The 16208-nt window shown below is 39.9% G+C and carries 14 protein-coding genes; 2 read left to right on the top strand and 12 right to left on the bottom strand.

The window, feature by feature from the left end; all coding sequences use genetic code 11:
- The first annotated feature begins 31 nt into the window (after positions 1 to 31).
- The gene (locus tag B5P37_RS07930) at positions 32 to 286 is read left to right on the top strand and encodes a GlsB/YeaQ/YmgE family stress response membrane protein (protein WP_206168691.1); all 255 of its coding nucleotides are present in this window, start codon (positions 32 to 34) and stop codon (positions 284 to 286) included.
- Between the two features lie 189 nt (positions 287 to 475).
- Here B5P37_RS07930 and B5P37_RS07925 read toward each other — a convergent pair whose 3' ends face one another.
- From B5P37_RS07925 to norA, 8 genes are all read right to left on the bottom strand, one after another.
- On the bottom strand, positions 476 to 1453 hold the full coding sequence (locus B5P37_RS07925; RefSeq protein WP_085237712.1) for a glycosyltransferase family 2 protein: 978 nt from the start codon (positions 1451 to 1453) through the stop codon (positions 476 to 478).
- Between the two features lie 267 nt (positions 1454 to 1720).
- The gene (locus B5P37_RS07920; protein WP_085237711.1) at positions 1721 to 3076 is read right to left on the bottom strand and encodes a hemolysin family protein; all 1356 of its coding nucleotides are present in this window, start codon (positions 3074 to 3076) and stop codon (positions 1721 to 1723) included.
- 301 nt (positions 3077 to 3377) lie between these two features.
- Positions 3378 to 5276 carry a PTS fructose transporter subunit IIABC gene (locus B5P37_RS07915; RefSeq protein WP_085237710.1) on the bottom strand — a complete coding sequence of 633 codons (1899 nt, stop codon included), beginning with the start codon at positions 5274 to 5276 and terminating at the stop codon, positions 3378 to 3380.
- Position 5277: 1 nt separating this feature from the next.
- On the bottom strand, positions 5278 to 6201 hold the full coding sequence (pfkB, locus tag B5P37_RS07910) for a 1-phosphofructokinase (protein WP_085237709.1): 924 nt from the start codon (positions 6199 to 6201) through the stop codon (positions 5278 to 5280).
- Complete coding sequence (locus B5P37_RS07905) at positions 6198 to 6953, bottom strand: DeoR/GlpR family DNA-binding transcription regulator (protein ID WP_085237708.1); 756 nt, start codon at positions 6951 to 6953, stop codon at positions 6198 to 6200. The genes pfkB and B5P37_RS07905 overlap by 4 nt, the downstream gene beginning before the upstream one ends.
- Positions 6954 to 7226: 273 nt before the next feature.
- On the bottom strand, positions 7227 to 7706 hold the full coding sequence (gene ybaK / locus B5P37_RS07900) for a Cys-tRNA(Pro) deacylase (RefSeq protein WP_085237707.1): 480 nt from the start codon (positions 7704 to 7706) through the stop codon (positions 7227 to 7229).
- A 26-nt stretch (positions 7707 to 7732) separates the two neighbouring features.
- Positions 7733 to 10057, bottom strand: a complete 2325-nt coding sequence (locus B5P37_RS07895) for a CDP-glycerol glycerophosphotransferase family protein (RefSeq protein ID WP_085237706.1) — start codon at positions 10055 to 10057, stop codon at positions 7733 to 7735.
- A 132-nt stretch (positions 10058 to 10189) separates the two neighbouring features.
- On the bottom strand, positions 10190 to 11359 hold the full coding sequence (gene norA / locus B5P37_RS07890) for a multidrug efflux MFS transporter NorA (RefSeq protein ID WP_085237705.1): 1170 nt from the start codon (positions 11357 to 11359) through the stop codon (positions 10190 to 10192).
- 302 nt (positions 11360 to 11661) lie between these two features.
- On the opposite strand from norA, the gene B5P37_RS07885 reads away from it, so the two are divergent.
- Positions 11662 to 12375, top strand: coding sequence for a CPBP family intramembrane glutamic endopeptidase (locus B5P37_RS07885; protein ID WP_085237704.1), 714 nt, complete (start codon positions 11662 to 11664; stop codon positions 12373 to 12375).
- A gap of 428 nt (positions 12376 to 12803) precedes the next feature.
- On the opposite strand, the gene mdh is transcribed toward B5P37_RS07885, so the two are convergent.
- The 4 genes from mdh to B5P37_RS07865 form a co-directional block, all read right to left on the bottom strand.
- Positions 12804 to 13748 (bottom strand): malate dehydrogenase, encoded by a 945-nt coding sequence (gene mdh / locus B5P37_RS07880; RefSeq protein ID WP_085237703.1) that lies wholly within the window; start codon positions 13746 to 13748, stop codon positions 12804 to 12806.
- Between the two features lie 231 nt (positions 13749 to 13979).
- Positions 13980 to 14261, bottom strand: a complete 282-nt coding sequence (locus B5P37_RS07875; RefSeq protein ID WP_085237702.1) for a hypothetical protein — start codon at positions 14259 to 14261, stop codon at positions 13980 to 13982.
- Between the two features lie 81 nt (positions 14262 to 14342).
- Complete coding sequence (locus B5P37_RS07870; RefSeq protein ID WP_085237701.1) at positions 14343 to 15251, bottom strand: aldo/keto reductase; 909 nt, start codon at positions 15249 to 15251, stop codon at positions 14343 to 14345.
- Between the two features lie 25 nt (positions 15252 to 15276).
- Entirely contained in the window at positions 15277 to 16203 is a 927-nt protein-coding gene (locus tag B5P37_RS07865; protein WP_085237700.1) for a CobW family GTP-binding protein, read from the bottom strand.
- Between the last annotated feature and the right edge of the window lie 5 nt (positions 16204 to 16208).

Genomic DNA, 16208 nt, shown 5'->3' with positions numbered 1-16208 from the left:
CTTAATAGTTCAGAAAAATAAAGGAGGCAATATTATGGGTTTTATAGTTATGTTAATCGTCGGTGGTCTCATTGGTTGGGCTGCTGGTGCAATTTTAGGTAAAGATGTCCCAGGTGGCATCCTCGGTAACATTATCGCTGGTTTGATTGGTTCTGCGATTGGTAGTTGGCTACTCGGTCATTGGGGACCAGAATTCGGTGGCGTTTATATTTTACCCGCATTAATCGGTGCAATTATTTTAATTGCTTTAGCTTCACTTATTTTAGGAAAAATGCGTGGTAAATAAATATGCGTGATGTGTCTCATCACATAGATGTTACACGCCCAATATAAAATATCATATTAAATTCGTGGCCCGTCAATCGCGACGAATTGCAAACCCGTTGCACATCAAAAGTGCAACGGGTTCTGTTATTTGGACTCTCCCATACTCCGATACGATTCGCCTTTATGAATATCAGCTTTTTTATTCCGTTCATTCTCCCACTGATTCTTCCTTATGATGTTTTCTAGGTATTTCAACATTTGCAGCCTCTACAATATACTTCGGTCGCTGTTTCACCTCATAATAGATTCTGCCAATATATTCCCCAACCACACCAATGGATACAAGCTGAATGCCACCAATAAATAACACCGCAGCAATCATCGTAAAATAACCCGGGACATCCACACCATGAATCAATGTATCTATCAATAAATAAACAATATAGAGCATGCTCATCCCAAAAATCATCAAACCTAAATAAATCATCATGCGTAACGGTTTATAATTAAAGGAAATTAAGCCATCTATTGCATAATTGAACAAACTACCAAATGACCATTTCGATTCTCCGGCTTCACGGGCTACATTTTCGTATTGAATCACTTTACTGTTATAGCCAATCCACGAAAAGAGCCCTTTAGAAAAGCGATTGTATTCTCCTAAACGTACTAATGAACGTACGGCACGTTGGCTCAACAACCTAAAATCGCCAATCCCATCTTCTAATTTGATATCCTCAATAAAATAATTGATCATTTTGTAATAGAGTCGTGATAACCATTTACGTGAGGCATGCTCCCCGGTACGACTTCGCTTTGCAATCACTTGGTCATAGCCTTCCACGTATGCTTTAACCATATTAGGGATCAGTTCAGGCGGATGCTGTAAATCTGCATCTATCATGATGACCGCATCGCAATCTACGCTATGTTCAAATCCTGCAATCATAGCCGCTTCTTTACCAAAATTTCTACTAAACGAGATGAACTTGACACGAGAGGATTGAATAGCGGCTTCTTGAAGAATTGTCATCGTCTGATCTCGACTCCCGTCATTAATGAACAGTATATCATAATCATAAGCTTGTTGATGCGCATCTTTGTCTAATATTTGTGTTAATTCGTTGATTGTTTGATGTAAAACATCCATTTCATTAAAGCATGGGACAATAACACGTAATTTCATTTTGTGCACCTACTTCATTAGCATTTTTCTATCTTGTCTTTTGCCTTCTACCCATTATTCCCAAATTTTAACGTTTACTCCAATATAAAAAGCGGGATAGAATCTAATACTGAGATTAGCATTCATATCCCACTTCTAGTCACAACAAGGAAGCCTTGCCTTATTGTTTCAGTTCGCCCTACGTCGGTCCTCATCATTCAGTTACACTGATGTGACTGACAGCGTTATTCAATTTTCATTCTCTATTTCAATCATACTGTTGTCCGTTTATGCTTCATCTATAAAGTATTCGTCTTCGTTCTCTTTATTTTTCGCACGTGCTTGATTATGCTCATAACACAACAGAACATGGATAATTTGATGATTCTCTATTTCAGAAATCACCCATCGATCATAATCGGTATCAACAAAATCATCTTGTTCGAGTTCTGTATTTTGAGCTTGTAACCAGCCACCGATTGTATCAATGTCTTCGGAATCTTCAAAAACAATACCAAACATGTCTTCTAAATCACTTAACAACACACGTCCATTGATTTGATATGTGCCTGCTTCTAACTCCACAATATCATTGACTTCATCATCGTCAAATTCATCTCGTATTTCTCCAACAATTTCTTCTAAAATATCTTCCATTGTTAAAATACCGGCTGTTCCACCATATTCATCAATAATCAAACTCATATGCACATGTTCACGTTGCATACGAACGAGCGCATCGCTAATGCGTGTCGTTTCAGAAATCATGGGCAACTCATGAATATAATCCGCAGTTTTAATCGGAACACCTGATGCATATTCTGTTAAAAATTCTTTCACATTAATGAAACCTTTAATATGGTCTTTATCTCCATTCTCTGTGATCGGATAACGCGTAAATTGGTGTTCTTTAATCGTTTCTAGCAGTTCGTCAACATTGAAAGGCTCATTTAACGTAATCATTTGTGTTCGCGGCACCATGATATCTTTGGCATGGCGTTCATCAAATGAAAAAATATTTTGCATGTAAGCGAGTTCCGTCTGATTGATTTCTCCACCATGGTAGCTGTTATTCATAATGATTTTCAGCTCTTCTTCGGACATCGCTTCATTACCTGCAATGGGGTCTACACCAAACACTCTTATGATAAAACGTGCTGAACCATTCATTAGCCAAATTAATGGCTTCATGATGGTACCAAAGTAGTACAACGGTCTCGCATATAACAGTGCAATACGATCTGTATATTGAATTGCCAGACTCTTAGGTGCTAATTCACCAATCACGACATGTATATAGGTCACAATAGTAAAAGCTGTAACTATAGATACCGTCATCACAAGTGGGTCCGGTATATTTAAAGCTTCAATCACTGGATGCAATAGACGTTCAAATAAAGGTTCACCTAACCAACCTAAACCTAAAGAAGTCACCGTAATCCCTAATTGACACGCCGATAAATAGTAATCTAAGTTTAAAATCATTTTTTTCACGACACGTGCATTGCCATTTCCCTCAGCAATGAGCTGCTCGATACGTGATGCCCTTACTTTTACTAACGCAAATTCAGAACCTACAAAAACTGTTGTTAAAGCAATTAATGCAAAAAATATAAATAAGTATAATATGGTCGTACTATCCAATTAGTTCCCTAATAGATAGGGATTCACCTCCGTTAATTGACATCGCTCAACAGAAAGCAATGCATTCTTGTATTGGCTATTGTAACAATGTTTCATAACGATTGCTAAATCCTTCCCATTGAGCTCCCTCCAGACACAAAATTATTAATTTTATCTTACCATAATTTCTAGTAGAATTATACCATGAACCTATGGGAGTCGTGTCGACGGGCACTCTCCTATGTTCTCAAAAACGTAAAAGGGAACGATTCACAACGTGCTGTCGTGAATCATTCCCCATACCATGGTCTTGAGCCCCTTATTATATTTGACTTGGTGACGGCTTAAGTATACCGTAACATACCGCACTAACGACGGAACCAATTAAAATGGCAAGTATCGTCAGTAGCGCATGACCAGGGTCTGTACCAATAATCACAAATAAGCCGCCGTGTGGTGCTTTAATGCTTGCTCCCCATAACAACGCTAATCCTCCGCTAATACCTGAACCGAGCATCATTGAAGGAATCACCCGTAACGGATCGGCGGCTGCAAAAGGAATCGCTCCTTCAGTAATAAAACTGCCACCCATGATGAAGTTTGGAACTATCGCGCCCCGTTGCTCTTTTGTGAATTTAGCGCGGAAAATCATCATGGCAATCGCCACAGCAATCGGTGGCACCATTCCACCAACCATTGCTGCTGTAATAGGGGATGCATTCCCTGCTGTTAATGCTGCTGTACTAAATACATAGGCGGCTTTATTAAACGGACCACCCATATCAATCGCCATCATGCCACCAATAACGATGCCAAGTATCACGACGTTGCTTCCCGATAAATGGTTCAATCCTGAAGTTAGGACGTTATTGAGCCATGCAGCAGGTGTATTAAAAATATAAATCATCAACAAACCGGTCACAACCACAGACACAATAGGATAAATTAATGTCGGTTTTAAGCCTTCCAACATTTCTGGAAAGTTTTTTGTGACTTTTTTAATGCCTAGCGTTAAGTATCCCGCCAAGAAACCGGCAATGATGCCACCTAAAAAGCCGGAATGACCCGATACCGCTAACATCCCACCAACGAGCCCAGCTGCAAAACCAGGTTTATCCGCAATACTCCGTGCAATGTAACCGGACAAAATCGGGATAATTAATGTAAAGGCGCTTTTATTCCCGATTTCCCACAATGTGGCCGCAAATGCATTATAATGGCTACTACTCGGATCCATTGCATCTGGATGAATCATAAATACAATGGCCATTAAAATACCTCCTGCAATGACTAGCGGCAACATATTAGATACCCCATTCATTAAATGTTTATAAATGGTTTTGCCGACGCTCAATTTTTCAGCGCTTTTCTTGTCTGTTGTCTGATGATCGGCAACAAACGGCGGACGTGAAGTATCTAATGCAGAACGAATCAATGCTTCCGGCTTTTTAATGCCATCTGCTACCGACACTTCAACAACATTTTTACCGTTAAAACGATTCATTTCAACATGCACATCTGCGGCAACAATGACCCCCGTTGCACGTTCGATGTCTTGTGCGGTTAATTTATTTTTAATCCCGCTTGCACCATTTGTTTCAACTTTGATGCGAACGCCCATTGCCTCAGCTTGCTTTTTCAATGCATCTCGCGCCATATACGTATGTGCGATACCTGTAGGACAAGCGGTTACAGCCAAAACGTATGGCCCTTCGTCTGCATCCGGTACAGTTTCACTCGCGACATCCATAGCTTCTTCAGCAACCGCTTCATCTGCTTGATCAATGATTGCCAGTACATCTTCTGGTGTCTCAGCATCAAGCAACTGTTGACGCACGTGTGCATGCATTAAAATCCCTGATAATTTTGCTAAAGCATCTAAATGTGTTTGTGCACCTGTCGCAGGCGCTGCAATCATAAAAAATAAATGTGCAGGTGCGCCGTCTAAGCTCTCATAATCGATACCTTGCTGCGTTTTACCAAAGGCGATAGCCGGCGTATTGACCGCTTCGACTTTTGCATGGGGAATCGCAATGCCTTCACCTACCCCTGTCGAACTTTGTTGTTCGCGCGCCTGAATCGCCTTGATGTAGCCCTCCAAATCGTTTAACTTTCCGGCTTGATTTAATTGTTGAGCCAGTTCATTAATCACCGCCGCTTTCGATGTAGCAGTCAGATTCATTGCTATCGTTTCTTTCGTGAGTAACGTTGTAATTCTCATATTATTCCTCCACCTTTAATGGTTCTATCGTCACATGTGCTTGAAGTGCTCGAATTGATTCAACATCGGCCAAATCTTCATTAAAGGCCGTCGCAGAACCTGATGCAACCGCTAAAGTTAATGCATCTGGCAAAGTTTGCCGTTGGGAAAGACCTGCGAGTAATCCTGCCACCGTACTATCACCCGCACCGACTGTATTGACAACTGGTTGTTGTGGAACAGACATTTTATACGCTTCAGTATCATCAACATATATTGCCCCTTCTCCACCTAATGTAACAATGACAGATTGCGCGCCTCGATCGACTAAACGACGTGCATACATCAACACCTCGCGTTCAGTTTTAATGGTAATGCCAAAAATTTCTTCTAATTCATGTAAATTCGGCTTAATGAACAAGGGGTGATATGGTAACACGCCTTCAATTAAAGATTTCTCCGCATCCACAATCAACTGTGCCCCTGTTTGTTGTACGATTTTAGCAATATCGACATACATCGTCTTTGGCAGACTTAAAGGCACACTTCCTGCAACAACGACGGTGTCCTCTGATGAGGTATTTCGAATTTGTTCGAACAAGCTTTCGATTTGATCTTCTGTGATGCGTGGACCGGCTGCATTGATTTCTGTCTCTTGTTGACTTTTCAGTTTTACATTGACTCGTGTCTCATCATTGATAGAAATAAATGATGTTTGAATCCCTTCTAGTTTGAGCGCTTGCTCAATCCATTGACCAGGAAAGCCCCCGACAAACCCGAGCGCAATAGACGGCACTTGTAATGTTTGAAGTACACGAGAGACATTAATCCCTTTTCCCCCTGCAAATTTACTTGTTGACGTCGTTCGATTCAAACCACCTTCTACAAAGTCATCAACCACCATGACATAATCAACGGATGGATTAAAAGTCACTGTGTAAATCATATGCGTCCTCCTAATATTTCAAATTGTGTACTATAAATATTAAAATTGCTGATTTCGCGCGCGTTTTCTGATGTTATTACGATCGGTATGTCTGGTAAGTGAATCGCCGCTAAATACTGATGATTAAATTTTGATTGATCTGCTAATACATAGGTTTGTTGTGCATTTTTCGTTGCCGTTTCTTTAATGACCGCTTCACGTTCATCCGGCGTCGTCAATCCAGCCTCACAATCAATACCATTCACCCCAAGAAAAGCTTTATTGAAACGATATTGTTGCAAAAACGCGACCGCTCGACTACCAACAATCGCTAAAGTATTCGCTTTCACATCGCCACCAATCAATTTAGTCGTTATGCCGTGTTTTAATAATGCGTCCACATGTGATAAACCATTCGTCACTACCGTCAAATCCTGCGCTTTTAAAAATGGAATCATTTCCAAAGTCGTTGAACCGGCATCCAAATAAATACAATCCCCCTCGTTGACCAGCTGTGCGGCTCTTTTCGCTATCTCAATCTTTTCTTCAATATGTTGCGTCCGTTTCTCATGAAGTTCCAGTTCTCTATGATCGTGCACCAATTTTGCTCCCCCATGAACGCGTGTCAACTTCCCGTCATCTTGAAGTTTAGATAAATCACGTCGCACTGTTGAAGCACTACACCCTGTATATTCAATTAAGTGTTGGAGCGACAAAAATTGGTGTTGCTCAAGTGCTGATAAAATGAGCGCATGTCTTTTTTCTGTTAACAATCTCATCACCTCGAATTAATTTTATTATAATGTATTCGCTTTCATAATTCAATCACTTTCAATCAAAAACAATCACAATCAATCATAATTTCTATTGAAACTATCGAATTCAATCACATTGTTACTCATTTTTTATATTTAATCGAATGGTCCAGACGTTATCGCACCACCACTTACAACTAAAAATGCGCAAAGTCATTTCAGAAAATGTCTAAAACGACCTTGCGCATTGTGTTATTTAACGATGAATATTGGTTCTTGCACCTATCATCATTATTGAATCACATGACTCACAGTTGCACGACTCATTGTGATTAATGCCTCTGGCGCCAACCCCATTTGAACCCCACGGAGGCCGGCACTCACAAAGATTCGCTGTTGCGCTTGTACCGTTGCATCCACAACTGTGGGGAAATGTGTTTTCATACCAATAGGTGAACATCCGCCACGGACGTAACCTGTCACTTTTTTCAAATCATCGAGTGGCATTAAGTGTAATTTCTTTTCGCCAACCGCAGAAGCCGCGGCTTTCATATCTAAATGTGCAGCCACTGGAATAACAAAAACAAAGTGCTCATGTCGGTCATTTTCGAGCACGAGTGTTTTATACACTTCTTCTGTTGTCGCTGCAATTCGTTCTGCCACTTCACGGCCATCCATATGTGCGCCTCCAACTTCGAACGTCCGCACTTCATAAGTCACTTTAGCCCGATCCAGTTGTCGCATTGCATTCGTTTTCTTCTGTTTCACCATACTTACATACACCTTTTCTCGAAAAATTAACGTTTCAATATTGACGCTACAATTTGTATATCTGCATTGCGATGATCAAAAGTCATCAATTCAGTCGTTATTTTTTGATGATTGACGTGTTGTGCATTGCGGATAGACTGACTCAATTCGGCAACATCCGTTGTCACTTGTTGAATACTTGGAAATTCAGCAATATCGAAATAAAAACCAATATCTTGACGATAACGTCCCGTGTCTTCATCAAGTAGAAAAATCGGACGGTTCAAATGTGCGTAATCAAACATTGCTGAAGAATAATCCGAAATCAGTACCGCTGAAATCAAATAAAGTTCTTGAATATCTACCATTTCATTGAAAAAGCAGTGGACGCGCGGATGTAAATTTTGATACTGCGTGCGTAAATGCCCTTCATTGGGATGTAATTTGACAATGATCTCATAAGAAGAAGGAAGACTTTCCAACAACGCAACGATATCTAAATTCGAAATGGATTTACGACTATTTTTTCGCCAAGTTGGACAGAATAAAATATATTGTTTCGTTTCATCGCGTTCAAAGAAATACTTTTCTTGAATGGTAAGCCACATTTCCAAATCATCTTGATGGCGTAATAACAAACTATTTCTTGGAGCACCTTCACGTAGCACTGTCAAATTGGGATGCGTTTCTAGTCGAAAAGCCGAACGAATATAAGTTTCATATCGATCAGATGACGAAAGCAGGACATCCCATTTATGCATCCGTGGTTTGAACTGTTCTGCTTGCTTTTGACGCTCTATCGGATCCACAAGATCATTGACCATCCGTTTTAATGGGAAACCATGCCACGTCTGAATCACTTGTTGATCTGGATGTTTGGTCAACCTATCCCAAAGATTTCCGTTAATCACCACGTAACGACATTGCTCGAATGACCGAATATATGCACGCGTCCCAAAGCGCACAGGGGTCATACCAAACGCTCTAATTTCCATTTCTACTAATGGGTCTGCCGCACTGACATAAATCTTAAACGTAGGATAAAGTCGTTGTATCGCACAGGCAATCGCTTTTGGATCACCGGAAAAGTTTTTACCATGAAATGATTCGATAAATATCGCTTCACGAGAAACTTGTCGCCGTTGATTTTGAAATTTTTTTAATTGTGCTTCGAGCTTGAACAATCCTTTTCGTGTCATCGTGTACAAGCGTGACCCTTTACGAATTGGACTTTTCGGCGCCAATTCAACCGCTTCTTTTGCTTTTATTGCAGTCCGCTTCAATACATTTTGGAGATAATGACGACGGGCTTTTACTTTTGGTTTTCGTAATTGTGCAATATCAATAGGATGCTGTCGAGCAACTGCCATCGTCTTTTGAACGAGCGCTTCTGCCCCTTGATGTTGTGCAATGTGCGTGTGGAAAATCTGTACATCGGCTTCACGTTCCTCTTCTGTATAAGACCCTTTCACCATAGCTAACATTGCCTCTGCATCTTCTTCAAACGATTTACGCAGCCATGTTACAGCGTGAAATGGCGCATAAATGTGTTTTAATACGTGGTCTTCTCCAGGATATAAACATACGCGGTTTCCTGATGCCAACGCCTCTAAAATGGAATAACCAAACGTTTCATAGGGTGATGTTGACACATAAATATAATCTGTTGGTTCTTGCGCATTAATATGGACGACATGTTCTAATTGATAAGCCGTAATTAGATTTTCATATAAAGTCAACGAAGGTCCATAACCTTGTAAATAGAGATGGATATCCGTTCGCCCTTTCGTATGAACGAAATAGCGCATTAACTTAATCACATATGAAATATCCTTAATCTCATCTTCAAAACGCGCTTTTATTAAGAAATTGCGCGTCTCACGGACAGGTTGTGATTGAAAATGCACATGTTGATGATTGACGTACATCGGAAAAACATGAGGATAGCCATATTGTTGTTCAAATGCTTCCGCAATTTCAGGGGTGCTCACACGCACGGCATCAATCGCTTCTAATGCAAGGTCGATGCGAGGATTAATATAGGCCAATGGACTATGAATTTCACCTAAAATAGTCGTTTGGGGCGCACGATGTTTGACTTCACGTGCAAACATAAAAAAGTCTTCTCGTGTCAATATCAATAAATCCGCATGGCGTAACGAATGCACCCCTCGAAATGCCATGAATTTGACGGCATCTAACGTTTCACCCTCTTCAGCACGCAATGTGGCAACATCACGTTGCCGAAAGGGCATATAATTGACATATGTCACTTGATAACCCGCACGCAAAAAACTTTGCAATAAATTTAAATTACTACGGGTTGTCCCACCTTTTTGAAAAATATTATAACCTAATATTTTAATTTGCATCTTTACTCGCTCCTACTCGTTCGTTCCAATTTTTCCTATTATATCATGAAAATCGCACAACATCGCATGACACTCTTCCCCATAGACGTGTCAAACACCGCCTGGTTGTTGATTCCTTCTTTCACACTGAAATCAGTCGCGCGCACTGCCATTATTATTTTTACGTAAATGTCGCTCAATCAAAATCACCATACAACCGAGTAACATCAGTACAATCGATATTAATAATGGATATTCAATATTGATATCGTATAAAGTCCCTGCAATCAGCGGACCAATGAAGTTCCCCAAACTCGTAAATGTCGAATTGATGCCACCAGCAAAACCTTGTCGATCACCCGCAATATTTGAGAAATAATTCGTTAGTGCTGGACGTATTAAATCAAAACCGATAAATACGATAAAACTGATCAGCATCACATGCCAATAACTCTGTGCAAAAATCAATAACACCAGAACCACAGATGAATAAATCAATGCATAAATGATAAACACTAATTCACTCATATAACGAATCATTTTATCAAAGAAAAACACTTGGAATATCGCTCCAAAAATCCCTCCGCCTGTAATAGCGATAGAAATATCAGCAGGATCAAAATCGATTTTATCAGCTGTATAAAGCGGAAATAACGTTTCAAATGCGGACAAGCCCAATGCAAGAATAAGGGTCAAAACTACTGGCGTAATAAACGCTTTGTAGTTGATTTGCAAAAGTGTTGTGCGATCAAATTGTCGAAACCCTTGCATGGATGACTGATTCGGTGCATGAACAAATATCACTGTACCTATAAAAGCTAGTAAGCCTAAAATACCCGCACAAACGAACGGCAAACGATGTGAAATTTCTGCTAAAAAACCGCCGACACCTGGACCTAAAATAAACCCTACAGAAACAATTGCCGACATATAACCAAAGTTGCGCGCTTTATCTTTTTCCGAAGATAAGTCGGCAATCAGACCTGTGACACCTGGCATGACCAATCCCGCGCTAAAGCCACCTAATACTCGAGAAAAAATAAGTAATGAGAAAGAATGACTCGCCGCAAAAATAAATTCAGATATACTAAATAAAACTAAACCCACACTAATGATATGTTTTTTTCCCAAACGATCTGCTAATGCCCCACCAAATGGAGAGACGACCATTTGAGACAATGCAAATACAGCAACCATTATTCCTAAATCGGCGCCAGTAAGATTTAAATCTTTCAAATAAATCGGTATCACTGGAATAATCAGCCCAATACCAAGAAAGACTAAGAAAACATTAAGATATAAGATGACAAATGGTTTACTCAAACCGCTCACTCCCCTCTATATTAATCTAAAATATTAAAGTATTATATAATAATGACGTTACAAAAAAAAAGTGTTGGCACACCTTTTGGGTTACACAAGCATGCAGATGGTGGATGCAACCTTCATACGCAATCATAGTGGTCTAACAAACCGCCGGACAATTTATCATGCCGAGATGGCTTTTTAAACGACTCACTTTTATGATTACACATATGCCATCTGAAATAGTAGATATTCCCATAAAAATAAAAATATTGTTAAAATAAAATTACATCCATACATTTTACAGCAGGAGGTTTAACATGACGACTTCATCAAAAAATATCGCTTGGCGTGATTTATGGGCCATAGCCGTTTTACTGGTTGTTCAACAACTTCTTAAAGTGATTTTAAATACTGGGATTCTCAGTCATCATGCCATTCCTGACACAATCTTATTACTCCTGGCAGATATCATCACATCCCTGTCAGTCATCTTATATTTAGCTTGGTCACACCGGCATGGGTTGACCACTCATATGGCAGATGCATTGCGACGTGCAAAAAAACATCTGCGCCTGATGATCTGGGCTTATGTCCTCTATATGGTGAGTATGTTTGTAACCCATTTGCTAATCTATTTTTTGCCGGAACAATGGCAATACAAAGAAACCGGCAATCAAGAAGCGCTGACAACCTTATTCCATGAGCCTGCGTTGTTGCCCGTTATATTTTTAAGTTTAGTCGTTATATCACCTATAACAGAAGAGCTCCTTTTTCGCCATCTCTTGATTGGGGTCATAGGACAAAAATTTGGCATCACTTTTATGGGCGTGGTGTCTATCGTGTTTTTTGCAATGCTTCATATGTCAGCAGCCCACTCTCCTTTTGAAATTTTGCCCTATTTATTATTGGCCATTCTGTTCGTCGTGACGTATATCAAAAGTGGTTGCAATATTGCCGTTTCTATTATGATGCATATGTTTAACAATGGCATTTCTTTTGTTGGTGTGATACTTCAAGTCTTTTATTTATAAACCAACCTTTCATTCAAATGCGCTATGCACAGCACTCAAATTGAACAAGAGGATTCCTCACAGCATGTAAAAAAGCACACGCATCATACGGACCGAAATTATGAACGATTATTTATAATTGTACATTTTGCTTTAACAACGCCTCGCTGATTTCAGGATACGATTCATTTATTATATCATTGCACATGTTTCAACGGCTGGACATCATTGCGTACCGATAAAACCCATTTGTTCACGGATAGATAATCAGCCGCCGATATCATGCCTCCAAAAAATAACGACGGACATTTCATAGCAGAATCACTATGAGACATTCGTCGTTATGTTGGCATGACTATACGTCATACAGTGCTAGACAATCATGCATCATCAACCCGTCACGCCCTAGAAAGAAACCCTTTCTCCATACCCCTAGTTCAACTTAACGCTTAACTTTCCACTGTTTTTAAAGCCGACTTAACGTTTTCTACCGCTGCCGCTGAACGTTGCAACTGTAAACGTTCCTGCTCCGTTAACTCCAACTCGATAATACGTTCCATCCCTTTTGCACCGAGTACTGTTGGAACACCGATATAAATATCCTCTAATCCATACTCACCTTGACAATATGCAATCGTTGGTAAAACGCGTTTTTGATCTTCTAAAATCGCAATAAGCATTTCGTACACTGCTGCAGCAGGTGCATAGTATGCGGATCCACTTCCTAACAGTTGTACAATTTCCGCACCGCCGTTACGCGTTCTTTCCACGATGGCTTCTAATTGATCCGCGGGGAGTAATTCTGATACTGGTACGCCATTCACCTGGCTATGACGAACTAACGGAACCATCGTATCCCCATGCCCTCCAAGCACGAGTCCTGTCACATCATTGACTGCGACATTTAACGCTTCTGCGACAAACGTGTTAAATCTTGCTGTGTCTAACACACCCGATTGACCGATGACACGCTCGCTTGGAAAACCTGACGTGCGATACACGGTATACGTCATTGCATCCACTGGGTTAGTTAATACAATAATCGTACAATGTGGTGAATACTGAACAATCTTCTTTGTCACGTCCACCATCACTTGTTCGTTGATTTGCACAAGATCGTCACGACTCATCCCAGGCTGACGTGGGACACCAGCTGTAATAACCACGACATCAGAATCTTTCGTATCCGCATAATCGATTGTCGATTGCACATGCACATTAAACCCCAAAATCGATCCACTCTGTTGCATGTCCAATGTTTTGCCTTTCATGACGGATTCATTTTTTTCACGATCGACAATCAGCACGTCTGCATTCCCTCTTGATGCAACGATAAATGCAAGTGTCGCACCCGTATGGCCTGAACCAATAATCGAAACTTTTTTACGTCTCATTTTGAAATCCCCCTTATATATCATCACTTGTATTATAGCATTGCAATTTTATCCATGTGCAATACAACGTCATTTTTACTTGTATTCTTTGTGACACCTTTGAGTCAATCAGGATACATCTCCTCCGCCTTTCTCTATGATACTTTTGTAACAAAAAACTCAAAGGTCAAACCATGAACAGATAAAACGCCCACACGAAATAGCTTCATGTCGGCGTTTTTTAAAATTTCATTAATGATATTGAAATAACATATATAGATATAGCGCAAACGCGCCCGCCATTAATAATGTCATTACAAACAAGTAGAGCGCGGTGCGTCCATATTTAAATAAAAAAGCAATAAACATCGCAATCACATTGTAAACTAAAAAGACACCAAAAATCGTAACAAGCCAAATAATATCTGGTGAAAAAATGAATAGCAATGCCACGATTAAACCAAATATTACATAAGGGATAGCCATTACGTTACGTTCAAAACGACTGCGTTTTAATTTTTCCTCTTCTGTCATAGCGTTTACCTCTCACCTCGTCTTGTCATTTTCAATTGTACATCGTTTATCATATCATCACACATCTTGACTATGACAATTTTATGGAATATCTTGCCCTTGCGCAGCAGTATAGATGTCAAACCACTCTTGCTCATGTAACTCCATTTGCAATCCCGCAATCATTTCATCAATGCGTGCCAATCGCTGTGTACCTAACACTGGCATGATATCTGCTGGATGCTTTTTAAACCAGGCTGATACAACCGCACCTATTGAAGTATGATGTTGTTCAGCAATCTGTTGCAATACAGGCAAAACGCGTGAAGCAACCTCATCATTGCGATCAAATAACTTCCCGCCTGCCAATGGGCTCCAAGCCATTAATTTTACCCCTTCTCGATACATATTGTCTATCGTCCCATCATGAAACGCATCTAAATGATAAGGAGAGACTTCAATTTGATTCACAGCAATATGGAACTTGTCATCTTTCAAGCAACGATTCAACAGTTCATACTGTGCATTCTTAAAGTTTGAAACACCAAATGACAATAGTTTTCCTTCGTCGACGAGATCTTTTAAAGCATCTGTGATATCACAAGGTTTCATGAGCGGTGACGGACGATGAATCAATAAACTATCTAAATGCTCCACTTGAAACGCCATTAATGTGCGCTCTACAGTACGTTTAATGTGGGCTTTACTTAAATCATAACGATGGCCCTTCTGATGCCCATCATTCACATCCGGCAAAATCACACCGCACTTACTTACAAGTTGAATTTTATCCCGTAGTCCTGGTGACAAAGCCAGTGCGTCCCCAAACAGGCTTTCAACCGACCCATGACCATAAATATCCGCATGATCCATTGTCGTAATACCACGATCAACCAATTCATGAATAAAACGGTTCATTTCTTGTGGCGACTTTTGCCATTCTAAAGCACGAAAAAAGCCTTGAATAATCCTTGAGTACGACACATGCTGATTAATAACGATTTGATCCATACCAACACCCCTTGACCCATTCATATTAAGTAAATTGTAACATATCCAATTGGTTTCTTAACATGGCCTTGTCTAAATGTTCTCCAACTATGACAATCGTTGTCGGTAATGAGACGTCCGACCCAATATTTTCAACAGTAGGCAATCCTTCCGCATATTGAACCAGAAACATATCATTGGGTTGTTCACGAAATTGAATATAGCCTTTCAAGCGTAAAACGTTATCAGATAAATTCAAAATAAATCGTGCAAAATTTTCTTGTGCTACAGCTCCATTAAACGTATACTTTAAACTTGTGTAATGAGCATGCGCATGACTCTGTGTGAATGTCGGGGATTGTGCACTTGCACCTTCTTTAACTTTTTGTGTTAATTGACCATATTTTGATAGTGCAATAGAAGCATGCGGTGCTAAAGTATGCACTTCTTCAATGACTTTGTCCAATGCTTCTTCACTGCGTATTAAATCCACTTTGTTAATGAAGAGCGTATGACTCGCACGAATTTGATCTTCCATTAAGCGACGCGTTGACGCTGAGTATTGCTGTCTGTTCAAAAAACGAATGCTATCGATGACCCCAATCGTATCAATAGACGAAAGCACACCAGCAATCAAAGGATCCTGACAAGCAACTAAAATATCTATCGGATTCGCAATGCCTGTCGCCTCAACAATAATATGATGCAGTGTTTCATCACGACTCAATTGATATAAATGTGCAATTAAATCATTTTGCATATCACAACAAATACACCCTTGTAGAGAAGTACGTTGCACATGATAACCGCTCAAAAGATGACTGTCTACATCAAATTCACCAAATTCGTTTACAATGAGCGCAACTTTCTCATCTTTTTTTAATATTTGCGTCATATAATGATTTAAGAACGTGGTTTTACCACTTCCTAGGAAACCGTGCACAATTGTAAGTGATTTATTTTTTTTATTCATAAATT

The organism is Staphylococcus lutrae (genome assembly GCF_002101335.1).
Taxonomy (GTDB): domain Bacteria; phylum Bacillota; class Bacilli; order Staphylococcales; family Staphylococcaceae; genus Staphylococcus; species Staphylococcus lutrae.
This window is presented reverse-complemented; position numbering and strand designations above follow the sequence as displayed.